This window comes from Mammaliicoccus sp. J-M41 (assembly GCF_022385935.1).
GTDB lineage: Bacteria > Bacillota > Bacilli > Staphylococcales > Staphylococcaceae > Mammaliicoccus > Mammaliicoccus sciuri_A.
In genome coordinates, this window is the sequence record NZ_JAJNIR010000043.1 from 1 (window position 1) to 22,675 (window position 22,675).

Consider the following 22,675-nt stretch of genomic DNA (forward strand, 5'->3'; position numbering starts at 1 on the left):
TGGTTATGAACCAGCTTCTTTTACATGATCAAATTAAAGATAGAGTTATTAAGTATCTTGAATAACTTACACACTTAATTTGACAAAGCCGAACTTATAAATTTAAGTTCAGTTTGTCCACAGTCTTAAGCTAAGACATTACAAAATGCCTTAGCTTCTTTTCAATATTTTATTCACCTATAAAGTCTTGAATGACTGTTTCACATTTTTTAATGTGATCTTCACCCATTTTTTTCATTAAATAATAACTAATTGAACCAGCAACTGCTTGTCCAACTAATGGTACCCATCTTGATTGTTTTGCTGCTTCTCTTTTTACGACTGATCTAAATATAACTTTCACCATTGCATTCGTTACTTTTTGACCAATAAACTGGCTACCTCTCATTGCAGCTGATGTTAAAACTTTTTGTTTTAAATCATCTTGCATTTTATTAACTTGTTTATGACTTAATCCATAAATTTTATTAATATCTTCAATGATATCGCCCATTAATTTAATATCCATACCAACACCAAGTCCTGGGATTGGTACGACATTTGCAGCTGAAGACATTAATGACTTCTTATGAATAAGTTCTTCAGCTTTTTTTCTACGTTCTAACAATTCCTCTTGTGAAGTTGGTAATTCAGAACGCTTCTTTATTTCTTGTATACCAAATGCTTTATTGCCTGCTTTTGTCGTAATTTTATCGAAAATTCCCATTGTTTCCATTCTCCTCACAGTTCGATTATATTCAAACATTATTATAATAATATATACCCGAACTAGGAAATTTTAACCATTTATTTGTACGAATACGACTTTCAAGTATTTACTTGGTTTATAGTGTGGATGACTCTTGAAGTCTTTAGGCAATCCCATTACATCAGAAATTGTATAATCAACACCTAATTGATCTAATGTTTGATTAATCATTTTTTTGAATGCTTTTTGTGGAAAAGCACTTGAATTTGTACTTAACACTAAGTTACCATTCTCGTTTAATACTTCTAATGCTCCTTCAATTAATTCAGGATAGTTTTTCTGAACACTAAAAGTCTTTTTCTTATTACGTGCAAAGCTTGGTGGATCAATAACGACAACGTCATAACTTAAACCATGTCTTAAAGCATATTTGAAATAATCAAATACATCCATTATAAATATATGGTTCTGATTAAGATCCATTGTATTTAAACCAAAGTTTGCTTCAGTTAATGGTCTAGCTCTATTAGCTAAATCCACACTTGTAGTTGATCGAGCATTTTCACTCGCTGCAACTGAAAATGCACCCGTATAACTAAATAAATTCAATATATCTTTATCTTGACTATAGTGGTCTCTTAATTTTTTTCTAACATCTTTTTGATCTAAGAAAATACCTGTCATTGGCCCATCATCAAGATTAATATTATAGAACATATGGTTTTCTTCTATGACATATGGAAATTCTGGTGCTTCACCCGCTACGAAGTCTGACGCTGTTTCCATTCCTTTAAATCTTCTTTTCTCAAAAATTGATTTATATTCGAAGACTTCTTTAATTGCAGGTAATATTCTATCTTTTAATCGATATATCCCTACTGAGTACCACTGAACTAATAAATGACCATCATAATGATCGATTGTCAGTCCACCAATTCCATCGCCTTCAGCATTAAATAATCTATATGCATTGATTCCATCTACATTTTCATAATATGCTCTATCATTTTTAGCTTCTTCGAATAACTTTACAAAAAAGTTATGATCAATCTTTTCAGTTGAGTCTAATGATAATACCCAGCCTATACCTTTATTTTGTTCACCATAATAAGCAGTTGCAATGAATCTTTTACCTGCATCAACAAGTGCAACTAATTCACCTTCATCCATTTTAGGCATATCAAAAACGTCGTCTTTTTCAACTAGAGGATATCCTCTTAAATATTTATCTTCTTTTCCTTTTTTGAGCATTAATTGTTTCATTATATATTAGCCATCCTTTCGAAATGTCTCACATATTATAACGTATATTATTCAAAACACCAAAAAACAGAGTATTCCCCTTTAGAATACTCTGTTAACCGAATTTTATTAATCAAAATTTCCCCCAGAAAGTTTTGATCCCCTTATATGTAAACGCTTACTAAAGTTAGTATAAAGGATAAGATTATTCCACGCAATACATTTTTTGAATAAATTCATTAAAATAGTTTACTTATTACATATTTAAACTTTTAGATACGGCAATTGCTCGTGCAAATTATAAAATAAAAGACACTTTATTGAGCACATAGCGCTCAATAAAGTGTCTAATTATATCGTGTAAGATATTAAAATGATTTTTTCAAATGAATGATAAATGCAGGTGTCACAAATAATAATAGTAAAAATGAAATTGGTGTGATAAACACGGAAAATTGTGACGTTTGAATTGCTGATACAAAGAATGTCGTTGCAATTTCAAAGAATAATGCTGCAATGACAAACAACTTACCAAAATTATTTTTATTCTTATAATTTGTTGTGTAATTGAAGTATGCATATAAAATAATCAATAACATCATAATAAATAATGTTAACCATTCAAAAACGTATTGAATTTGAGATAATTTCCATTCACCTGATAAGAATAAACCATTACGGTTATTAAACTCTATAAATGTAAATAAGAATAAAACTACAGTACTTATCCATTCTATATAGCTTTTCTTTAACCATTTCGGTCTTCTCATCCATCTTGGAATATCGTCTTCTTCGATTTTAATAATTTCTTTCCATTTTTCATTACGGCGTTTTCTTTTAGCGATCGCCTCTTCAGAATTGAATTTTTCTAAAGTCGCCTGTTTGAAATTCTGTAATTTTTGGTAAAAACCTTCTGCTAAAGTATATATTTTTCTTGTTAAGCGGTTATTTTTAACTCTTGAATATCTTTCTTCATGAAATTGTTCAATGTCTTCATCACTTACAGGTAAAGATCTTCTTAAATATAAACTAATCCAAACTGACATTTGACTCAGACACCATAACAGAATGAAGAATAAGTTAACACTCATAACGTCTATAGGCTTTACATTTTGAGCATCGATATTATGGTTCATTGCAAATTGTGAAATGAAATAACATAATCCATATGAAATGATAATCCATAAATAATGTTTCTTTCGATGCATTGGATTTAGCTCATTTTTATAAACGACATATCCCACATGAATTGCAAATGGAATAATAAATAAGAAAGATGCAAAACTATATACTTGGAACATGGTCATCATAATAACAATCATTAAAATAATTGTCAGTCCGATATAAAATACAGAAATATCATAATCGTAATGCGTTGTTCTTCTTAAAGTACGTCCTACTAATAATACAAACACACCAAATAGCAATACGATAATTGCTGCGATAACTGGAAAGTTACCAATATAATGGTGCAATATTCTTACTAATTCATCAAAAAAAGCTACAAAAAAGTCCCAAATGTTATTGATATGGATATTACTTGAATCCCTGATATTATAGTCTTTAATACGCGGCGCATTAAAAAGTATAAGTAATCCAGTAATCAAAAGAAATATACCTATAATTCGACTAAAATGAACTTCCCAGCTTTTTTTCTTTATAGCCATGTTCTTCACCTCATTGAACATTATAATTGTTTCATTTTCAATTGTCTTTAATTATATTGAAAATCAGTCCCAAGTACTAGCAAGAAGTTTAATACTTATATGTAGTTGGGTATATAATAATATCATACATTTTAAAGGAGTGTTATTATGACTCATAATGATAAGCATAAAGAAGAAGCTGAAAAAGCTAAAAAGAAAGAACAAGAAAATAAGCAAGTCAACAACAAAGGCCAGGATGAAACTAAAGAAAATATACAAGACACATTTGAATAAATGAATTTCATCACCTATCTGGGAGCGAAATCGCAAATTTAGATATATTGCGATTTCGCTTCCGATTTTATTTTGAATTTATTTTAATAACTTATAAATCATTTATTTAAGAAATTAATTTCATTTTTATGATTTACTATTGACAAATAGATTAATAAGACTTATCGTATGGATAACAAATTAATAAATGCACTAGGGGTGTTTTGAAACTGAGACAGACATGAAAAGGTCTGAACCCTTTGTACCTGATCTAGATGATACTAGCGTAGGAAAGTGTTCGTAAATCATATAATATTCATTTTTAAATGATAACAATATTTTTGTGCGCTTCTATTTAGATATAGGAGTGCACATTTTTTTATTTAAAAGGAGAATTTAACATGTCAAAAAGATTAACGTTATCAGATATTTTAGTAACTGTATTAATTGGTGCTTTGTTTGCAATCATTTATAAGTTCTTATGGATACCTTATGAAATTTTAAAACCACTCGGTCTACACTTAGAACAATCTGTATATGGTGTATGGTTTATTGCAGCGATTGTCACTTATTTAATTATTCAAAAGCCTGGTGTTGCAATTCTTGCTGAATTTGCTGCCGGTGCTGGCGAAACGATTGTAATGGGTCAATTCGATATTCCAACATTTGTATACGCATTATTACAAGGTTTAGCTTGTGAAATCATCTTCTTAGCTGTTCGATATCAATATAGAAAATTATCAGTTGCTGTTATAGCTGGTATGGCTGCAGGTATTATTACGTTACCAATTGATTGGTTCTATAATTACTTAGGTGACGTTGCTTTATGGAATGTTATTTTAATGTTTACGATTAGAATTTTAAGTGGTGCAATCGTTGCTGGTGCATTAGGCTATGCAATTGTAAAAGCACTCGACCAAACTGGTGTTACGAAATTGTTCAGACCAGCATCTAAAAAAGATTATGACTTATTATAGGAGTTATTCAATTGTTATCACTAAAAAATTTAAGACTAAAGTATCCTGATGATGAACGCATTATATTTAAAAATTTAAACATCAATATTAATGATAAAGAAAAAGTACTGTTACTAGGTCCAAGTGGATCTGGTAAAAGTACATTATTAAATGTATTAAGCGGTATTATACCGAGATCGATGGACATACCGATGAAAGTAGATTCAATCGATATTGATTCACTTCCGGGTGTTATTTTCCAAGACCCAGATACTCAGTTTTGTATGCCTGAGATTAAAGAAGAATTAGCATTTGTGCTTGAGAATATGAACATCGAACCTGATAAAATGGACGGATTTATAAAAAATGCCATGAAACAGGTAAATTTAAATGCTGACCCTTCACTTAAAATCAATCGATTAAGTGGTGGTATGAAACAAAAATTAGCGATTGCTTCTATATTATTACAAGATACAAATACGTTATTTCTTGATGAACCGACAGCAATGCTTGATCATCAATCAACGACACAACTATGGGATTTGATTATGGAGCATTGGGATAATCAAACTGTTGTAATCGTAGAACATAAAGTTGATTATATTTGGAATTATGTTGATAGAGTTATTGTAATGAATGAAAATGGTGAAATCACACATGATAGTAAACCTCAAGATATATTAGATCATCATACAGACATTTTAAATGAATACGGTGTTTGGCACCCTAACTCATGGCAATATGCCCCAAAATTGTCTAACCAGACTGCTGAGCACAATCCGTTGTTAAATATAGAGCAGTTAGATGTACTACGTGGTCAAAAAAAACTATTTAGTATAGATGAATTAACGATTTCAAGTGGTGAATGGCTTACAATCACTGGACCAAATGGAACAGGTAAGACAACATTTTTAGAAACGATGATGCAGCTCATTAAATATAATGGTGAAATATTTTATAAAAACAAACAGATCAAAAAAGTAAAAGATGCTTCTAAACATATGTATTTCGTATATCAAAATCCGGAATTACAATTCATCGAAACATCTGTATATAACGAAATATTTATCAATTATGCTTATCAAGATAAACAAACAGCTCATGACAAGACCCAAGACATGTTGACATTATTAAAACTTAATCATGTGAAAGACCAACATCCTTTCGAATTATCAATAGGACAGAAAAAAAGATTAAGTGTCGCAACTGCATTAAGTACGAATTCTGAAATTATTTTACTTGATGAGCCAACATTCGGTTTAGACAGTCACAATACCTTTGAACTCATCAAATTATTTCATGAACGCGTTCAAAATGGTCAAACTATCTTAATGATTACGCACGAAAATGAGATTATTAATCGTTATGCTACTAGAAGATTGACAATCAAAGACGAGCAATTACACGTAAGCGGTGGTGAATCTCATGTTAACTAATTGGAAGAAATACCGTACTTTTATTGATGATGTGAATATTCTAACGAAACTTATTTTAGGTGTCATACTATTTTTCTATGCGATATTTATTCATCAATTTGATTTCATGCTTTATTTAACGATTATTATGTTCCTTTATCTAATCTTCATGAGCGGCGTGAGATGGTTACCACTATTAATCGTCATTGCTATCACTTTATTTTTCGGTCTCACCTCTTCCTTATTTATGATTTTTTATGGTGAAGGAAAAGAAACAATTTTCAAGTTCGGTATTATTAATATTACTGAAGAAAGCTTTTTGAGAGGTATTCACGTAACCATGCGTACACTAGTTATTTCGTTTTACGGCATGGTTATACCATTTACTTCGCAAATCATTTATGTGTTTTATAGTTTCATGCAACATTTAAAAGTAAAACCTAAAATCGCTTATGCTTTCATGGCTTCTATACGTATGATACCTCTTATGTTTAGTTCTTTTATGCAGTTAAGACAAGCTTTAAAGATGCGTTATGCAGTTATAGATAAAAGCAATCGCAAAGGCTTAAAATGGATACACCATTTACTCATTCCAACATTAAGTCAAAGTATAAGAAAGTCTCATAGGTTAGCTGTAGCGATGGAAGCAAAAGGATTCACAAACGGCAAAAGAACTTTCTATTATAAAGTACCTTTCACTAAAAATGATTTATATTTCATCCTAATGACGATTGCACTTGTTGCTATCGCATATTTATTAAATATTTATTTACCTATAACACACATTTCAGATATTCGATAACATTGCGTTATATTTGACCATACCTTTCCCTAAAAGAATGAAATATAGCGCAATGAAAAGGCTGAGACAAACTTTGTTGTCTCAGCCTTTAATTTATGATTTATATGCTTTTAATGCTTTATGTCCAATATCATTTCTATAGAATAGTTGTTCACTTTTAATATATTTGACTTGTTCATATGCATTTTTTTGAGCCGCTTCAATATTGTCACCTGTACCGATAACAATCATGACACGTCCACCATTATTTTCATACTTGCCTTCTGAATTTTTCTTCAAAGCACTCACAAAATATTGTTCTACATGCTCTAAACCTTCAACTGAATATCCTTTATCATAGCTACCTGGATATCCTTTAGATGCTAATACGACACCAACAACACTTTCATCTTTCCATTCTAATGTTAAAGGTTCTTTATGATACACCTTGTTTAATATTTCAATAAAATCAGAATCTAATTTAGTCAATAATACTTGTGCCTCTGGATCACCGAATCTTGCATTAAATTCAATTACTTTTGGTCCTTCTTTTGTTAAAATTGCGCCAATATAAATCAAACCAAAATAGTTAATGCCTTCACTCACTAAAGCATCAGCAATAGGTTGCGCGATTTTTTGATTCGTTTCTTTCAATACATCGTCAGTAATATGTGGCACTGGACAGTATGCACCCATACCACCAGTATTTGGCCCTTTATCACCATCGAATGCACGTTTATGATCTTGGGCGATACAATCAAATGGAACTGCATATGATTGATTTACAAATGTCATAACTGAATATTCTTCTCCATCAAGAAACTCTTCGAATACGACTTTCTCATGAGCTGTTTGATATAAAGTTTCTACGCCTTCTCTTGCTTCTTCACGTGTTAAAGCAACGATTACACCTTTTCCAGCTGCAAGTCCATCTTTTTTAAGCACGATAGGTATTTTACACTGCTCAACATAATTGATTGCTTCTTCTTTTGTTGTGATTGTCTTATATTCTGCAGTTGGTATATCATACTTTTCCATAATTTTTTTCGCAAATTCTTTAGAACCTTCTAATTGTGCTGCTTCTTTATTAGGTCCGAAGACTTTAGCATTTGTTTCCTCTAATACATCTGTCAAACCATCTATTAAAGGTTGTTCAGGTCCAATTATTACCCATTCAATATTGTTTTGTTCTACAAAAGATTTTATAGCTAAATGGTCATTTTCTTGAATATCCGATACAATTGTCGCAACTTCTTCCATTGCATCATTACCCGGAATGACAAATACTTCATTTACTAATTTAGACGATTGACATTTTTGAGCTAACGCATGTTCTCTTCCACCTGATCCTATAACAAGTACTTTCATATTGACCTCCTAATGTTTAAAGTGTCTCATACCAGTAAATACCATACTGATGCCATATTTATTTGCCATATCTATTGAATCTTGATCTTTAATAGATCCACCTGGTTGGATAATTGTTTTAATACCTGCTTTAGCAGCTGTTTCTACAGTGTCACCCATTGGGAAAAATCCATCTGAAGCTAAGGCTACATTTTCATTCATTTCGATTGCACGATCAATTGCTATTTTTGCAGAACCAACTCTATTCATTTGTCCAGCACCAACACCAACAGTTTGGTGATCGTTTGCTAGTACAATAGCATTACTTTTAACTGAGCGGACAACTTTCCATCCTAGTTCTAATGCTTTCCATTGTGCTTCAGTTGGTTCAACATCTGTAACGACTTTCATTTCTTCGCGCGTTAATGTTGCATTATCTTTATCTTGAACTAAATACCCACCTGAAACTGATACAAATTCTTGTTCATCTTGCGTTTCTGTCATATCAATTTCTAGTAATCTAATATTCTTCTTCGCTGTTAATACTTCTAACGCCTCTTCGTCATAGCTTGGCGCAATAATGACTTCCAAGAAAATAGAATGTAATTTCTCAGCTAAATCCTTTGTAACAGGTCTATTTAAAGCGACAATACCTCCAAATATAGATTGAGAATCCGCTTCATATGCATATTCGTATGCTTCTTCAATAGTTGCGCCAACACCAACTCCACATGGGTTCATATGTTTTACTGCAACAGCTGCAGGTTGTTCAAACTTTTTAATAAGTGATAATGTTGCATCGGCATCTTTAATGTTATTAAAGCTTAAAGCTTTACCATGTAATTGTTTAGCGCCAGCTAATGTATTCGGTTCGTTAGAAGTCTTTACAAAAGTAGCATTTTGTTGAGGGTTTTCTCCATATCTTAATGTTTCTGATGTATTTCCAAAGAATTCAACAATCGCATTATCATAATCATTTGTATGTTTAAATACTTTTACCATTAATGATTTACGATAATCTTCATCTAGTTTGTCAGAAGCAATACGTTCAATAACTTCATTATAATCAGAAGGATCTACGACTGTTGTAACAAATTTGAAGTTCTTTGCTGCTGCTCTTAGCATAGTTGGTCCACCGATATCGATGTTTTCAATTGCTTCATCTTCTGTTACATCTTCTTTCTTAACAGTTTCTTTAAATGGATATAAATTTACGACTACTAAGTCAATTAAGTCGATATCTTGTTCTTTTAATGCTGTTAAATGTTCAGGAATAGAACGATTTGCAAGAATCCCTCCATGTACACCTGGATGTAAAGTTTTGACTCTTCCATCCATTATTTCCGGAAAGTTTGTTAACTCTGAAACTGAATAAACTCCAATACCAGCATTTTCTAATGCCTTTTTAGTACCACCAGTTGAAAAGATTTTATAATCATTTTCTATTAATTTGCTTGCAAAATCTTCTATATTTGTTTTATCTGACACACTTAATATTGCATTCTTCATTTTGTAAAGACTCCTTTATTGAATAATTTCTTTCATAACACGTGGATATAATTCGTATTCTAAGTTCTGTATTCTTAATTGTAATGTCTCTCTCGTATCATCTGGATATACTTTACAGCTTAATTGATCGATGATTTCGCCAGTATCCATACCACTATCAACGTAATGAACAGTTGCTCCTGTAACACGTACGCCGTAATCTAATGCTTGCCCTACAGCGTCCTTACCAGGAAAACTTGGTAATATTGATGGATGTATATTCAACATTTTACCTTCATATTGTTTTAATAATGTAGGACCAACGATTTTCATATATCCTGCTAAAATAACCCAACTTACACGATCTTGAGCCAATCTCGTGAGTAGAGCTTCTTCATATTCTTTTTTACTATCGTAAGTTCTTGGATCAATGATATAAACTGGTAAATTAAAACGTCTTGCTCTTTCTATGCAAAAAGCATTAGGGTTATCTGTATACAATGCTGTTACTTCTATATGATCTAAATAACCTGCTTCGATATTTTCCATTATTTTTTCAAAATTTGATCCATTTCCTGATGCAAATACTGCTATTTTAATCATGATTGAACCCCCGTCAATTTGACCTGACCTGTTCCGTTTGAAATTTCACCAATTACATATGCTTCTTCATTTTTTGCTTTCAAGATATCTAATGTTTCTTGTGCATCTTCTTTATTGACGATAAGTACAAAGCCAATGCCCATATTAAACACATTATACATTTCCTGTGCTTCAATCTTTCCTTGCTCTTTTAACCAATGGAATATTTGTGGTACTTCATATGATTGAACATCGATATGTGCATCTTTATTTTCTGGAATAGCTCTTGGAATATTTTCAATAAATCCTCCACCAGTAATGTGTGACATACCTTTAACTTTTACTTTATCTAATACAGCAAGAACAGGTTTAACATATAACTTAGTTGGTTCAAGAAAAGTTTCTAAATACGTTCTCTCATCATCAAATGCATCATTTAAATTAATTTGACTTTCTTTAATTAAGTTTCTAACTAAACTGTAGCCGTTTGAATGAATACCGCTTGATGTAATACCAATTATGACGTCACCTTCTTCAACTTCACTGCCATCTATATAGTCATCTTTTTCAACAGCGCCAACACAAAATCCTGCGATATCATATTCTCCTTCATGGTACATTTCGCCCATTTCTGCAGTTTCTCCGCCGATTAATGCACAATTCGTTTCTTTACAACCGACAGATACACCTGAAACAATCGCTTCAATCGTTTCAGGATTTACTTTATTCGTCGCAATATAATCAAGGAAATACAAAGGCTCTGCGCCAGTCGTTAAAATATCATTCACACACATCGCAACTGCATCGATACCGATTGTGTCATGTTTGTTATAATCAATTGCGAGTTTAAGCTTTGTACCAACACCATCTGTTCCAGAAACAAGTACTGGTTTCTTCATATTTAATTGTGACAGATCAAATGCAGCACCAAAGCCACCTAAACCGCCTAGAACTTCCTTTCTCATTGTGCTTTGAACATGTGACTTCATTCTATTGACCGCTTCATAACCAGCTTCTATATCTACACCAGATGCTTTATATGCTTTCGACATTAAGATTACCCTCTTTATCAAAGTATTGTTTATTACTAGCTAAATAAGCTTTTTGACGTGGACTTAAGTTTTGATAATATCTTTCTTCATAGTCATAAAGACCTGCTGGATAGTCACCAGTAAAGCTTTCTACACATAATCCGTGATAAGGTACGTCTTTATCTAATCCTATTGATCGTATTAAGCCATCAACTGATAAATATGCAAGTGAATCTGCACCGATATAATCTCTGATTTCTTCAGGTGATTTATGTGCAGAAATCAGCTCAGCAGATGTCGACACATCAATTCCATAGAAACTTGGAAACATGAATTCTGGTGATGCGATACGTACATGAACTTCATTTGCTCCAGCGTCTTTTAACATTCTGACGATACGTTTACTTGTTGTCCCTCTCACAATAGAATCATCAACAAGCACAATATTTTTACCATGTACGATATCTTTTACAGCTGATAGTTTCACACGTACACCTTGTTCTCGTAATTCTTGTGTCGGTTGGATAAATGTTCTAGCGACATATTGGTTTTTTACAAGTCCCATTTCATAAGGTAAATGACTCTCTTCTGCAAAACCAGATGCTGCTGAAAGTGAAGAGTTTGGTACACCGATTACCATATCAGCATTTAAAGCCGGGCTTTCTTGAGCTAATTTTTTCCCTGATGCTTTACGAACTGCATGAACGTTCTTACCAGCAATTGTTGAGTCCGGTCTTGCAAAGTAAATATACTCCATCGCTGAAATTGCAGTCGTTGTTTCCGTTGTGTATGATTCAACTCTTATACCATCATCATTTATAACAATATACTCACCTGCATGAATATCTCTCACAAATTCTGCGCCAAGTACATCAATTGCACATGTCTCACTAGCAATGATATAAGCACCCGTCTTCATTCTACCTACAGCTAAAGGTCTTATTGCATTTGGGTCAACAGCGCCATATAATGCATCTTTTGTTAATAAAGCAAATGTGAAACCACCTTTAACTGTATTCAAACTTTCTTTCAATGCTTCCTCGAAAGTCGGCGCTTTACTTCTTCTTATAAGGTGCATAATCACTTCAGTATCAGAAGAAGAATGGAAAATGGCACCTTCTTGTTCTAATTCTTTTCTTAAGCTTTGTGCATTGACTAAGTTACCATTGTGGCAAACACCAACACTCATATCATAAAAGTGATATAAAAATGGTTGAATATTTTCAATTCCTTTATTGCCAGAAGTTGCATATCTTACATGCCCTATCGCATGTTGATTCCCTTTAAAACCTTCTAATTGTACATCCGTAATCGCATCAGATAATAAACCTAAACCTCTTTCACCTTTTAACTCGAAACCGTTTGAAGTTACAATTCCTGCACCTTCTTGACCTCTATGTTGTAAACTATGAAGCCCCATGTATGTGAGTTGTGCAGATTCTGGGTGATTCCAAATACCGAATACGCCGCATTCTTCATTTAAACTCTTGATTTCATGCATTGAGCTATTGCCCCTTTCAATTGCTCATTCAAATCAGATACATTGTATTTAATTTGAGCAGCATCATTTTTAATCGTAAATTGAGCATTATCAGTAACACGACCTATTTCAACGGCATCATCAATATCTATAGATTGTCCTTCTTTAACGACAACAATATATCTACCTTGAGTTTCACTAAATAATTGAGCATTTGTTACTGGTAACGTCACATCTAATCCTAAGTTAAAGTGTGTAGCTATTTTTGCAAGTCCAATAGCAAGGCCACCTTTACCAACAGCTTGTGTATGTGAAATTTTGCCTGAACGTATAGCATCTTTAATTTGTTCTCCACGTTTTACTTCTGCTGATAAATCAATTGAACTTGGTTCATGATTAACTTCTTTAAATAATAATTTTTCAACCTGACTGCCACCAAAGTCATCTTTTGTTTCTCCAACTACGTATACACGATCATTTACTTTTGGTTGATAATCATTTAAATACGTCACATCTTCAATTAAACCAACCATACCGACTACAGGTGTAGGGAAAATTGAAGTCCCTTTTGTTTCATTGTATAAAGAAACGTTACCTGATACGACAGGTGTATTTAAAGCTTCACAAGCTTCTGCCATTCCTTTAGTAGAATCTGCAAGTTGTTGGTATATATCTTTCTTCTCAGGAGAACCATAGTTTAAACAATCTGTCATTGCTAATGGTTTAGCACCTACAGAAATTAAATTTCTATATGCTTCTGCAACAACCATTTTTCCGCCTTCATATGGATTGTTATAAACATATCTAGCTTCTCCATCTATAGTAGAAGCTATCGCTTTATTTGTACCTTCCACTCTAACTACTCCAGCACTAATACCTGGCTTGATAATTGTATTGGCACCAACTTGTTGATCATATTGGTCATATGCGTAATGCTTAGATGCAATTGTTGGATGATTAATTAGTTTTTGGAATACTTCTTCTACATTGATTTCATCATATTGATTATCATTGTGTTTAAATTCTTTTGCTTCACCTTCTAGAATATAAACGGGTGCTTCATCAGCTAAAGGTTCAACAGGAATATCAGCGTATATTTCATCTTCATAAGATAAAACAAATCTATTTGTATCTGTTACTTCACCTATAACAGCAGAATCTAATTCATGATGATCAAATAAATCTAAGAATTTTTGTTCTGTACCTTTTTCAACTACTAATAACATACGTTCTTGTGTTTCTGAAAGCATCATTTCATATGGTGAGATACCTTCTTCTCTTGTTGGTACTTTCTCTAAATGAAGATGGATACCACTTTCACCTTTAGCTGCCATTTCAGAAGAAGATGACGTTAACCCTGCTGCACCCATATCTTGAATACCTACTAATTCAGGATAAGTAATTGCTTCTAAAGTTGCTTCCATTAATTTTTTACCTACAAATGGATCTCCTATTTGTACTGATGGTCTTTTACTTTCAGATGCTTCACTTAGTTCTTCAGATGCAAAAGTTGCACCGTGAATACCGTCTCTACCTGTTTTTAATCCAACGTAGATAACTGGGTTTCCGATACCTTTAGCAGTACCTTTTTGAATTTTGTCATGATCTATAATGCCAACACACATCGCATTAACAAGTGGATTACCATCATATCTTTCATCAAATTCAATCTCACCAGCTACTGTCGGTATACCGATACAGTTTCCATAACCACCGATACCTTTTACGACTCCACTAAACAATCTACGGTTTGTCTTATTAGATAACTCTCCAAATCTTAAACTATTTAATAATGAAATAGGTCTTGCTCCGATTGATACGATATCGCGGATTATACCACCAACACCTGTTGCGGCACCTTGATAAGGTTCAATTGCTGAAGGATGGTTATGAGATTCTACTTTAAATACGACTGCTTGATTATCACCGATATCTACAACACCAGCACCTTCACCTGGACCCATTAAGACATGTTCTCCAGAAGTAGGGAATTGTTTTAAAAATGGTTTAGAATGTTTATATGAGCAATGTTCACTCCACATTACCGAGAATATACCTATTTCAGTAAAGTTCGGTTTACGTCCTAAAATGCTTACGACCTTTTGATATTCTTCGTCCGTTAAACCCATATCTCTATATAAATATTCTTTTTCAATTTCTTCTATACTAGGTTCTAAAAACTTAGACATGTTGTTCCCTCCAACTTTCGATCATAGATTGAAATAATTTAACGCCACTATCTGAACCAAGTAATGTTTCCATGGCACGTTCTGGATGAGGCATCATCCCACAAACATTTCCTTCTTTATTCGTAATACCAGCTATATCTTTATATGAGCCGTTAGGATTATCGTTGTAAGTTAAAATAATTTGATTATGATTCACAAGTTCTTCGTATAATTCATCTGTACAATAATAGTGACCTTCTCCATGCGCAACAGGATAAATGACAGTTTCATCTTTTTCATACTGATGTGTGAATTTCGTTTCGTTATTCACGATTGTTAACGATTCATTTCTACTTACAAATAAATGACTGTCGTTATGTAACAATGCACCTGGTAACAAACCAACTTCTGTTAATATTTGGAACCCATTACATACGCCAAGTACTGGTTTACCTTCACTTGCAAGTCTTTTTACTTCACTAATAATTGGTGCTACGCGTGCCATTGCACCTGATCTTAAATAATCACCAAATGAGAAGCCTCCAGGTATTAACACACCATCAAAACCTTCAAGAGAAGTTTCTCTATAGTCTACATATGCCGCTTCGACACCTGAATGTTTAGCAGCATTATACATATCACGATCGCAATTAGATCCTGGAAATACTAATACAGCTAATTTCATTATGCGTTCTCCTTATCTTCTAAGATTTTAAAACTATATTCTTCGATAACCGTATTGGCAAATAGCTTCTCACTTAAAGTATTAACGATATTCTTGATTGAATTTTCGTCTGTTTCGTCAACAGTCATGTAAATCACTTTACCAACTCTTATATCATTGACTTGTTCATAACCTAAATCATGTACCGCTCTATTTAAAGCTTGTCCTTGTGTATCTAATACTTGACCTTGTAACGTAATATGCAATTCAATCTTTTTCATTTTATAGTTCCTCCAATTTTTTGTAGAAAGTTTCGTAAGTATCAATTAATGAGCCTGTATCTTCTCTATATACATCTTTATCAAAGTTTTCTTTTGTTTCTTTGTCCCAAATTCTGCATGTATCTGGAGAAATTTCATCCGCTAATAAAATTTCACCATCAGATGTTATGCCAAATTCGATTTTGTAATCTACGAGTATTAAATTCATGTCATCCATAATTTCACTTAATACTTTATTTACTTTTAATGCTTCTTTTTTAATAGTTGATAATTCTTCTGATGAAGCAATATTCAATAATGACACGTGATCATCCGTGATAAGTGGATCATTTAACTCATCTTTCTTATAGAATAGTTCTAATAAAGGTTCTTTAAATTCATGTCCCTTTTCAAAACCTAGTCGTTTACAAATTGAACCTGCAGCAACATTTCGTACGACAACTTCTAATGGGAAAATTTCTACAGCTTTAACAAGTTGTTCTGTTTCAGAAATTTGTTCAACAAAGTGGCTCTCAACGCCTTTTTGTCGCAATATTCCAAATATTTTTGATGTAATTAAATTGTTTAAACGCCCTTTTCCAAGCATTTCATCTTTTTTAGCACCGTTTCCGGCAGTCACTTCATCTTTATATTCGATTCTCAAAATACCTTCTTGATCCGTATTGAAAACTCTTTTAGCTTTGCCTTCATAAAGTAATGACATATTAATCGTTCCGCCCTTCAAATAATTGATTAAATTGGTTTTCATCTTTATTTAAATCTGTTGATAATTTTGTAATATGTCCCATTTTACGGTTTACTTTATTGACCTTTTTACCGTAAATATGAACGTGCCATTCAGGATGCTCACTAAATACTTCTTGTAAATTCAACACATCTTGTCCTAGCAAGTTCATCATGATTGCTGGTTGTAATAAAGTAATCTTTTTCGGTAAATGCCATCCTGCAACTGCAAGTATATGTGTATCAAATTGCGAGTAATCACATGCTTCGATAGAGTAATGACCTGAATTATGTGGTCTAGGCGCAATTTCATTCACATAAAGTTTATGGTCTTCCGTTACAAAAAATTCAACTGTAAACGTTCCTACAAAATGTAGCTTCGTCATAATTTTTTGAACTTCTTGAATAGCTTGTTCTTCTAAATCTACTCTAGCCGGAACAACTGTCTTATATAAAATTTGGTTTCTATGTTCATTTTCTTGTAATGGAAAATAAACTGTATGATCATATATATCACGTGTAGCTGTTATGGATACTTCTTTATATAGAGGGAGATATTTTTCAACTACGCAAGGTGTATCAGTAATTAATTTCTTAGCTTCATCTAAATCTTCTTTAGATTGAATGACAAGCTGACCTTTACCGTCATATCCACCAAAGCGTGTCTTTATAATAAATGGATAGCCAATTGTTTCTATAGCTTCATTCAAGTCTTCTGTTGATTTAACTTCCATAAACGGTACAATTTGAACATTTGCACTTTCTAACGTTTGTTTTTCAGTTAAGCGATCTTGTAATAAAGCAACTGTTTGGCTCCCTTGAGGAATATTAAATTGATTGGAAAGTTTTTCTAACTGCTGTGCATCTATATTTTCAAATTCATAAGTTACAACTTTAGAGATGTCACCAAGCTGATTGAGTGCATCTATATCCGAAAATTCAGCGTTTATAAATTGGTGTGCTACAAATCTTGCAGGGCAATCTTCGTCAGGGTCTAAAACAGCAACTTGAAATCCCATTCTTTGAGCAGACTGAGCCATCATTTTACCTAATTGACCTCCACCGACAATACCTATCATGTCACCTGATTCTAGGTTATAATAAGTCATTTTGCATTTCCTCCACTTTATCGACTAAACTTTTTTCATAATTAACAAGTTGTTTTCTTACATTTTCATCTGTCATACCGATCATTCTTGCGGCTAAAATACCAGCATTTTTAGATCCGGCTTTTCCTATTGCAGTTGTTGCAACTGGTATCCCACCAGGCATTTGTACAATCGACAACAATGAATCCATACCTTTTAAGCTTTTTGATTCAATAGGTACACCAATCACTGGAACTGTTGTTAATGAAGCTACCATTCCTGGCAAATGTGCTGCCCCACCTGCTCCAGCAATAATAATATCTATATTACGATCAGTAGCATTTTTCGCAAAGTCAACCATTTCTAATGGTGTTCGATGTGCAGATACGACCTTTTTCTCATATTGAATATTAAAATATTCAAGCATATCGCATGCTTCTTTCATGATTGGCCAATCTGAAGAACTACCCATTATAACTGCCACTTTCATGTAGGTCACCCTTTCAAATAGTTGAAATATTTAATCTTTTCTGTGTATATTACAGATATAGCATAACAATTGATCATGCTATTTTCAATGAAAAAACGAACATTTTATATATTTTTTACAAAAAAGTTTGATTTATGTTCGTATTAAGGGCATAATTTTCATTGTATCAATCAATATAGTTCGATTATTAATAGGAGGCAATTTTCATGGTAGCTAAGATATTAGACGGTAGAGAAATAGCGAAGACTTACAGAGCAGGTCTTCAGGCAGAAGTAGAAAAGTTAAAAGAACATAACATCGTACCTAAATTAACGGTCATACTCGTTGGTAATGATGGCGCGAGTCAAAGTTATGTTAATTCTAAGAAAAAAGCAGCTGAAAAGATTGGTATGATTTCTGAAATTGTACATATGGATGAATCATCTACTGAAGAAGAAGTATTATCTGAACTCGATAGATTAAATAATGACGATTCAGTAAGTGGTATATTAGTCCAAGTTCCACTTCCAAAACAAGTTTCTGAAGCAAAAGTATTAGAAGCAATCAATCCTGACAAAGATGTAGATGGATTTAATCCTATAAATATTGGTAGATTATATACTGGAGAAAGAACATTTATCCCATGTACCCCACTAGGTATAATGGAAATTCTCAAACATGCAGATATTGACTTAAAAGGAAAAAACGTAGCCGTAATCGGTAGAAGTCATATTGTTGGTCAACCAGTTAGTAAATTATTAACAGATCAAGATGCAACTGTTACGTTATTACACTCAAAATCAACAAATACAGAAGAAGTCTTAAAACAAGCAGATGTAATCGTAAGTGCAGTTGGACGCGTACACCTCGTTACAAAAGACTTAGTAAAACCAGGAGCAGTCATTATCGATGTAGGTAACACACCAGATGAGAATGGTAAATTAAAAGGTGACGTCGATTTCGAAGCCGTTAAAGAAGTAGCTAGTGCAATCACACCAGTACCAGGCGGCGTCGGTCCATTAACAATTACTATGGTATTGAACAATACATTATTAGCTGAAAAATGGAAAAACGGACTTGAATAAAACTATAGTATAGAAAAAGCGGAACCCGATGACGGTTCCGCTTTTATTTATTGAGGTAGATGGATAGGCGCTAACTTCCATTATTCTGAATTGTGATAATTAGAAAGGCGCTCACTTAGTGACATTTTTCGGAATTCTGTCCCTAACAACGCCTCTTACGGACATTTCTCGGAATTCTGTCCCTAACGACCTCTCTTACGGACATTTCTCAGAATTCTGTCCCTAACAGCACCTCTTACGGACATTTCTCGGAATCATGTCCCTAACAATACAAAAAACACCACCCCATTATGCTGGTCATAATGGAATGGTGTTTTAAATACTTATATTACACGTTTGTGATACTCATTTTTGGACCAAATGGTTCGAAGTGAACATCTGCTTGGCCAATATTTAATTTTTCTAGCTCATCAAATATTGTATCCATAAATGTGATACCGCCACATAAATAGATGTCGACGTCTTCATTAATCCAATTGCTTAATTCATTGCTTGTTAAATATCCGTCTTTTTCTTTTAAATGATAAGTAACTTCTACATTTTCGTTCATTGCGTTTAATGCATCTACTTCTTCTTTAAATGGTACGTCTTTTTCTGCTTCATTAACATGTACGAAATGAACATTTCTACCTTTATATGCTTCATCTTCTAACATTGCTAGCATTGGTGTAACACCTGCGCCTGAAGATAATAGTAATAATTTTTTATCTTCATCTGATTCTACTTTGAAATCACCTGCTGGAGCTGAAAGTTCAATTGTATCTCCAACTGAATATTTATCATGTAAATCATGAGATACTAGACCTTTTTTCTCGCCTTCTCCTTCACGTTTTACAGCAAATCTTATTTTACCGTCATTTTTTACAGAGTAAATTGAGTAATGTCTTAATGCTAAATTATCATCGTTTGTTGGTTTAATACGTACAGTGATATATTGACCTGCAACAAGTTCAGGAATTTTAATGTTATCTACTGGTTCAACTTCGAATGATTTCATTGAAGTACCTTGGTCTTCGATATTTGTAATTTTAAATGATTTGAAGTCATCCCAAGCTGCTGCTTCGTACATTGCTTTTTCCATTTGGATAAATACGCCTGCGATTTCACCATATGCTTCTTCCCAAGCATTCATAATATCATCTGTAGCTGCATCGCCTAGAACTTCTTTAATTGCTTTTAATAAGAATTCACCAACAATTGGATAATGTTCTTCTTTAACTTGTAATGCACGGTGTTTATGTGCAATTTGATTTACGTTAGGAACGATTGCTTCTAAATGATCGATATGTTTTGCTGCTGCTAAAACTGTTTGTGCTAAAGCTGTTTGTTGTTTACCTTGTTTTTGGTTAGATTTATTAAATATGTTCAATAATTCTGGATGAGCTTCAAACATTCTTTGATAAAAGACTTTTGTAATTTCATTTCCGTATTGTTCTAATACTGGTACTGTTTGTTTTACGATTTCTTTAGTTTGTTCTGATAACATCAGAAGTCCCCCTCTAAAAGATATATTTTAAATACATGTTTAATTGTAAATAATTTCACAATGTTTATCAATACAGTTCGCAAAAAGTTTACAAAGTTGTCACTCTTTTAAAAATACATATATTGTTTGATTGTTTTTTAACCTTCAAATTAAGTATAATTAATATATTATAAGGAGGTTGAACTTTATGAAGCTCACCCAATACACGGATTATTCTTTACGTGTCCTCATGTATTTAGCTCAACAAAATAAACAATCTCAAATAGAAGAGATTTCAAACTTTTATGGCATATCAAAAAATCATTTAACAAAAGTCGTACATCAACTTGTTAAGTTAGAATACTTAAAATCTATAAGAGGAAGAAATGGTGGCATAATCCTCAATCAGTCCCCTAGTGATATTAATATAGGTAAACTTGTTAGACAGACTGAAGATCATTTTGAATTAGTAGAATGCTTTAATATGGAAACAAACACTTGTCCAATAGCATTAAATTGCGGATTAAAAGGTGCACTCAATCATGCTTTAATGGAGTACTTACGTACGCTTGATCAATATTATTTAAGTGATATCATTCCTAAAAACACCCTAAAAGACACTGTTTACACTACTTAAGTTAGGAAATCGGTCTAAAGGTCGATGTAAATGTGAAAATATTACGATAATATATCATTTAGTAAGGAAATGAAAAACGACACATGTTATTCTTTCCTTATAGCTTACAACAAAGGAGTACATAAAAAATGATGAATAAAATATTACAATCACTTACAGTACTTGGTGTTTCTGCTTCACTTGTTACACCTTCATTAACTGCGAGTGCTACTGTAAACAGCCTTCCACAAATTAAAGGTGTCGAGGGTGATGTTGTTGAAAAAGGTGCTGCCTACGATTCATTAAAAGGCATAAAAGCATATGATAAAGAAGATGGAGACTTAACAGATAAAATTAAAGTAACTGGTGACGTTGATACTTCTAAACTAGGTAAATACAAAGTACAATATAAAGTAACAGATTCTGATGGCGCATATAGAACAAAATGGCATTACGTATATGTTGTCAAAGAAGGTTCATTAAATGGTTCTAAAGACAACGATACTAAAGATAAGAATAAAGATGAATCTAAAGCTGAAGTAGCGTCTAACAAGAAGACTTCTACTAAAGATTTAGATGAAAACATGCCACTTATTACAGTGCCAACTAAAGATTTAGTTTATCAAGGTGACCACTTCGATCCGATGAAAGGTGTTAAAGCATCTGACAAAAAAGACGGAGACATCACTGACAAAGTAACGGTTAAAGGTGATATTGACACTTCTAAAACTGGTTTACAATACATCACTTACCACGTTAAAGATTCTGATGGCTACTACTACACATACAAAAGAGGCGTTTACGTAAACGATGCAGATTTAGCACCTAATCCTGAATTATCAGGTATTAAAGACGTTACAATCAAAAAAGGTCAAGACTTTGACTTATTAAAAGGTATAACTGCTAAAGATAAATCAGGTAAAGATTTAACGTCTGACATTGTTACAAGTGGTGAAGTAGACACTAGCAAACCAGGTAAATACAAAGTTGGTTACGCAGTATCAGATGCTGACGGTCATATCTCAGCTGAAGGTAGAACAATTACAGTAAAATAATCATATTTAAGCAAACCAAATGAAATCATTCATTTGGTTTGTTTCAGACTGTGGACAAACTGAACTTAAATTTATAAGTTCAGTTTGTTTTTTTGTATAGATTAATAATTTCCACTAAAATCATGATTAAAC

General features: G+C 32.8%; 21 protein-coding genes, 2 pseudogenes and 1 riboswitch. Of the genes and pseudogenes, 8 read left to right on the forward strand and 15 right to left on the reverse strand.

Features of this window, described 5'->3' with window-relative positions; all coding sequences use genetic code 11:
- Window positions 1–169 precede the first annotated feature (169 nt).
- The 3 genes from LQ686_RS12590 to auxA all read right to left on the reverse strand — a co-directional run bounded on the left by LQ686_RS12590 (window position 170) and on the right by auxA (window position 3,597).
- Complete coding sequence (locus LQ686_RS12590) at window positions 170–706, reverse strand: DUF697 domain-containing protein (RefSeq protein ID WP_107596799.1); 537 nt, start codon at window positions 704–706, stop codon at window positions 170–172.
- A 72-nt stretch (window positions 707–778) separates the two neighbouring features.
- Entirely contained in the window at window positions 779–1,951 is a 1,173-nt protein-coding gene (locus tag LQ686_RS12595; protein ID WP_107596798.1) for a class I SAM-dependent rRNA methyltransferase, read from the reverse strand.
- A gap of 347 nt (window positions 1,952–2,298) precedes the next feature.
- Entirely contained in the window at window positions 2,299–3,597 is a 1,299-nt protein-coding gene (gene auxA / locus LQ686_RS12600; RefSeq protein ID WP_107596797.1) for a lipoteichoic acid stability factor AuxA, read from the reverse strand.
- 147 nt (window positions 3,598–3,744) lie between these two features.
- Here auxA and LQ686_RS14225 point away from each other — a divergent pair, with 147 nt between their 5' ends.
- From LQ686_RS14225 to LQ686_RS12615, 4 genes are all read left to right on the forward strand, one after another.
- A complete protein-coding gene (locus tag LQ686_RS14225) occupies window positions 3,745–3,870 on the forward strand; it encodes a hypothetical protein (RefSeq protein ID WP_259341982.1) in 126 nt (41 codons plus the stop codon).
- A gap of 184 nt (window positions 3,871–4,054) precedes the next feature.
- Window positions 4,055–4,159, forward strand: a riboswitch (TPP riboswitch).
- Window positions 4,160–4,250: 91 nt separating this feature from the next.
- A complete protein-coding gene (locus tag LQ686_RS12605) occupies window positions 4,251–4,826 on the forward strand; it encodes an ECF transporter S component (RefSeq protein WP_107596796.1) in 576 nt (191 codons plus the stop codon).
- A gap of 11 nt (window positions 4,827–4,837) precedes the next feature.
- Complete coding sequence (locus LQ686_RS12610; protein ID WP_107596795.1) at window positions 4,838–6,241, forward strand: ABC transporter ATP-binding protein; 1,404 nt, start codon at window positions 4,838–4,840, stop codon at window positions 6,239–6,241.
- Window positions 6,231–7,022, forward strand: coding sequence for an energy-coupling factor transporter transmembrane component T family protein (locus tag LQ686_RS12615; protein WP_107596794.1), 792 nt, complete (start codon window positions 6,231–6,233; stop codon window positions 7,020–7,022). Before LQ686_RS12610 ends, LQ686_RS12615 begins: the two co-directional genes overlap by 11 nt.
- 93 nt (window positions 7,023–7,115) lie before the next feature.
- On the opposite strand, the gene purD is transcribed toward LQ686_RS12615, so the two are convergent.
- Genes purD through purE form a run of 11 tightly spaced genes read right to left on the reverse strand, consistent with a single transcriptional unit; the run spans window position 7,116 to window position 18,343 of the window.
- Window positions 7,116–8,369, reverse strand: a complete 1,254-nt coding sequence (gene purD, locus LQ686_RS12620; protein WP_107596793.1) for a phosphoribosylamine--glycine ligase — start codon at window positions 8,367–8,369, stop codon at window positions 7,116–7,118.
- 9 nt (window positions 8,370–8,378) lie between these two features.
- Window positions 8,379–9,857: a bifunctional phosphoribosylaminoimidazolecarboxamide formyltransferase/IMP cyclohydrolase gene (gene purH, locus LQ686_RS12625; protein ID WP_107596792.1), complete on the reverse strand. Its 1,479-nt coding sequence runs from the start codon at window positions 9,855–9,857 to the stop codon at window positions 8,379–8,381.
- 15 nt (window positions 9,858–9,872) lie between these two features.
- Window positions 9,873–10,439 carry a phosphoribosylglycinamide formyltransferase gene (purN, locus tag LQ686_RS12630; RefSeq protein ID WP_048542190.1) on the reverse strand — a complete coding sequence of 189 codons (567 nt, stop codon included), beginning with the start codon at window positions 10,437–10,439 and terminating at the stop codon, window positions 9,873–9,875.
- The gene (gene purM, locus LQ686_RS12635; RefSeq protein WP_107596791.1) at window positions 10,436–11,470 is read right to left on the reverse strand and encodes a phosphoribosylformylglycinamidine cyclo-ligase; all 1,035 of its coding nucleotides are present in this window, start codon (window positions 11,468–11,470) and stop codon (window positions 10,436–10,438) included. The genes purN and purM overlap by 4 nt, the downstream gene beginning before the upstream one ends.
- Complete coding sequence (gene purF, locus LQ686_RS12640; RefSeq protein ID WP_025905201.1) at window positions 11,454–12,950, reverse strand: amidophosphoribosyltransferase; 1,497 nt, start codon at window positions 12,948–12,950, stop codon at window positions 11,454–11,456. Before purF ends, purM begins: the two co-directional genes overlap by 17 nt.
- Window positions 12,929–15,118 (reverse strand): phosphoribosylformylglycinamidine synthase subunit PurL, encoded by a 2,190-nt coding sequence (gene purL / locus LQ686_RS12645; RefSeq protein WP_107596790.1) that lies wholly within the window; start codon window positions 15,116–15,118, stop codon window positions 12,929–12,931. Before purL ends, purF begins: the two co-directional genes overlap by 22 nt.
- On the reverse strand, window positions 15,111–15,782 hold the full coding sequence (purQ, locus tag LQ686_RS12650) for a phosphoribosylformylglycinamidine synthase subunit PurQ (RefSeq protein ID WP_239733442.1): 672 nt from the start codon (window positions 15,780–15,782) through the stop codon (window positions 15,111–15,113). The genes purL and purQ overlap by 8 nt, the downstream gene beginning before the upstream one ends.
- Entirely contained in the window at window positions 15,782–16,042 is a 261-nt protein-coding gene (gene purS, locus LQ686_RS12655) for a phosphoribosylformylglycinamidine synthase subunit PurS (RefSeq protein WP_025905204.1), read from the reverse strand. Before purS ends, purQ begins: the two co-directional genes overlap by 1 nt.
- A gap of 1 nt (window position 16,043) precedes the next feature.
- Window positions 16,044–16,745 carry a phosphoribosylaminoimidazolesuccinocarboxamide synthase gene (purC, locus tag LQ686_RS12660; protein WP_103361919.1) on the reverse strand — a complete coding sequence of 234 codons (702 nt, stop codon included), beginning with the start codon at window positions 16,743–16,745 and terminating at the stop codon, window positions 16,044–16,046.
- A 1-nt stretch (window position 16,746) separates the two neighbouring features.
- Window positions 16,747–17,874 (reverse strand): 5-(carboxyamino)imidazole ribonucleotide synthase, encoded by a 1,128-nt coding sequence (gene purK / locus LQ686_RS12665; protein WP_107596788.1) that lies wholly within the window; start codon window positions 17,872–17,874, stop codon window positions 16,747–16,749.
- Window positions 17,861–18,343: a 5-(carboxyamino)imidazole ribonucleotide mutase gene (gene purE / locus LQ686_RS12670; protein WP_107596787.1), complete on the reverse strand. Its 483-nt coding sequence runs from the start codon at window positions 18,341–18,343 to the stop codon at window positions 17,861–17,863. The genes purK and purE overlap by 14 nt, the downstream gene beginning before the upstream one ends.
- Window positions 18,344–18,549: 206 nt before the next feature.
- Between purE and folD the strand changes: the two genes are divergently transcribed.
- Window positions 18,550–19,407, forward strand: a complete 858-nt coding sequence (folD, locus tag LQ686_RS12675) for a bifunctional methylenetetrahydrofolate dehydrogenase/methenyltetrahydrofolate cyclohydrolase FolD (RefSeq protein ID WP_037587375.1) — start codon at window positions 18,550–18,552, stop codon at window positions 19,405–19,407.
- A 328-nt stretch (window positions 19,408–19,735) separates the two neighbouring features.
- Here folD and LQ686_RS12680 read toward each other — a convergent pair whose 3' ends face one another.
- Window positions 19,736–20,893 carry a globin domain-containing protein gene (locus tag LQ686_RS12680; protein WP_107596786.1) on the reverse strand — a complete coding sequence of 386 codons (1,158 nt, stop codon included), beginning with the start codon at window positions 20,891–20,893 and terminating at the stop codon, window positions 19,736–19,738.
- A 187-nt stretch (window positions 20,894–21,080) separates the two neighbouring features.
- On the opposite strand from LQ686_RS12680, the gene LQ686_RS12685 reads away from it, so the two are divergent.
- The 3 genes and pseudogenes from LQ686_RS12685 to LQ686_RS12695 all read left to right on the forward strand — a co-directional run.
- The gene (locus tag LQ686_RS12685) at window positions 21,081–21,509 is read left to right on the forward strand and encodes an RrF2 family transcriptional regulator (RefSeq protein ID WP_107596785.1); all 429 of its coding nucleotides are present in this window, start codon (window positions 21,081–21,083) and stop codon (window positions 21,507–21,509) included.
- Window positions 21,510–21,640: 131 nt separating this feature from the next.
- Window positions 21,641–21,952, forward strand: a pseudogene (locus tag LQ686_RS12690) (immunoglobulin-like domain-containing protein); the annotation flags it as partial.
- A 165-nt stretch (window positions 21,953–22,117) separates the two neighbouring features.
- Window positions 22,118–22,543 (forward strand): annotated as a pseudogene (locus LQ686_RS12695) (immunoglobulin-like domain-containing protein); the annotation flags it as partial.
- Window positions 22,544–22,675 lie beyond the last annotated feature (132 nt).

Excerpts from the sequence above, each read along its gene's own strand:
- purF (WP_025905201.1), bottom strand. The coding sequence starts at position 12,950 with ATGCATGAAATCAAGAGTTTAAATGAAGAATGCGGCGTATTCGGTATT.
- folD (WP_037587375.1), top strand. The coding sequence starts at position 18,550 with ATGGTAGCTAAGATATTAGACGGTAGAGAAATAGCGAAGACTTACAGA.
- purM (WP_107596791.1), bottom strand. The coding sequence starts at position 11,470 with ATGTCGAAAGCATATAAAGCATCTGGTGTAGATATAGAAGCTGGTTAT.
- LQ686_RS12590 (WP_107596799.1), bottom strand. The coding sequence starts at position 706 with ATGGGAATTTTCGATAAAATTACGACAAAAGCAGGCAATAAAGCATTT.
- purQ (WP_239733442.1), bottom strand. The coding sequence starts at position 15,782 with ATGAAATTAGCTGTATTAGTATTTCCAGGATCTAATTGCGATCGTGAT.
- LQ686_RS12605 (WP_107596796.1), top strand. The coding sequence starts at position 4,251 with ATGTCAAAAAGATTAACGTTATCAGATATTTTAGTAACTGTATTAATT.
- LQ686_RS12685 (WP_107596785.1), top strand. The coding sequence starts at position 21,081 with ATGAAGCTCACCCAATACACGGATTATTCTTTACGTGTCCTCATGTAT.
- purL (WP_107596790.1), bottom strand. The coding sequence starts at position 15,118 with ATGTCTAAGTTTTTAGAACCTAGTATAGAAGAAATTGAAAAAGAATAT.
- purH (WP_107596792.1), bottom strand. The coding sequence starts at position 9,857 with ATGAAGAATGCAATATTAAGTGTGTCAGATAAAACAAATATAGAAGAT.
- purD (WP_107596793.1), bottom strand. The coding sequence starts at position 8,369 with ATGAAAGTACTTGTTATAGGATCAGGTGGAAGAGAACATGCGTTAGCT.
- purE (WP_107596787.1), bottom strand. The coding sequence starts at position 18,343 with ATGAAAGTGGCAGTTATAATGGGTAGTTCTTCAGATTGGCCAATCATG.
- LQ686_RS12615 (WP_107596794.1), top strand. The coding sequence starts at position 6,231 with ATGTTAACTAATTGGAAGAAATACCGTACTTTTATTGATGATGTGAAT.
- purS (WP_025905204.1), bottom strand. The coding sequence starts at position 16,042 with ATGAAAAAGATTGAATTGCATATTACGTTACAAGGTCAAGTATTAGAT.
- LQ686_RS12680 (WP_107596786.1), bottom strand. The coding sequence starts at position 20,893 with ATGTTATCAGAACAAACTAAAGAAATCGTAAAACAAACAGTACCAGTA.
- purK (WP_107596788.1), bottom strand. The coding sequence starts at position 17,874 with ATGACTTATTATAACCTAGAATCAGGTGACATGATAGGTATTGTCGGT.
- LQ686_RS12595 (WP_107596798.1), bottom strand. The coding sequence starts at position 1,951 with ATGAAACAATTAATGCTCAAAAAAGGAAAAGAAGATAAATATTTAAGA.
- purC (WP_103361919.1), bottom strand. The coding sequence starts at position 16,745 with ATGTCATTACTTTATGAAGGCAAAGCTAAAAGAGTTTTCAATACGGAT.
- LQ686_RS14225 (WP_259341982.1), top strand. The coding sequence starts at position 3,745 with ATGACTCATAATGATAAGCATAAAGAAGAAGCTGAAAAAGCTAAAAAG.
- auxA (WP_107596797.1), bottom strand. The coding sequence starts at position 3,597 with ATGGCTATAAAGAAAAAAAGCTGGGAAGTTCATTTTAGTCGAATTATA.
- purN (WP_048542190.1), bottom strand. The coding sequence starts at position 10,439 with ATGATTAAAATAGCAGTATTTGCATCAGGAAATGGATCAAATTTTGAA.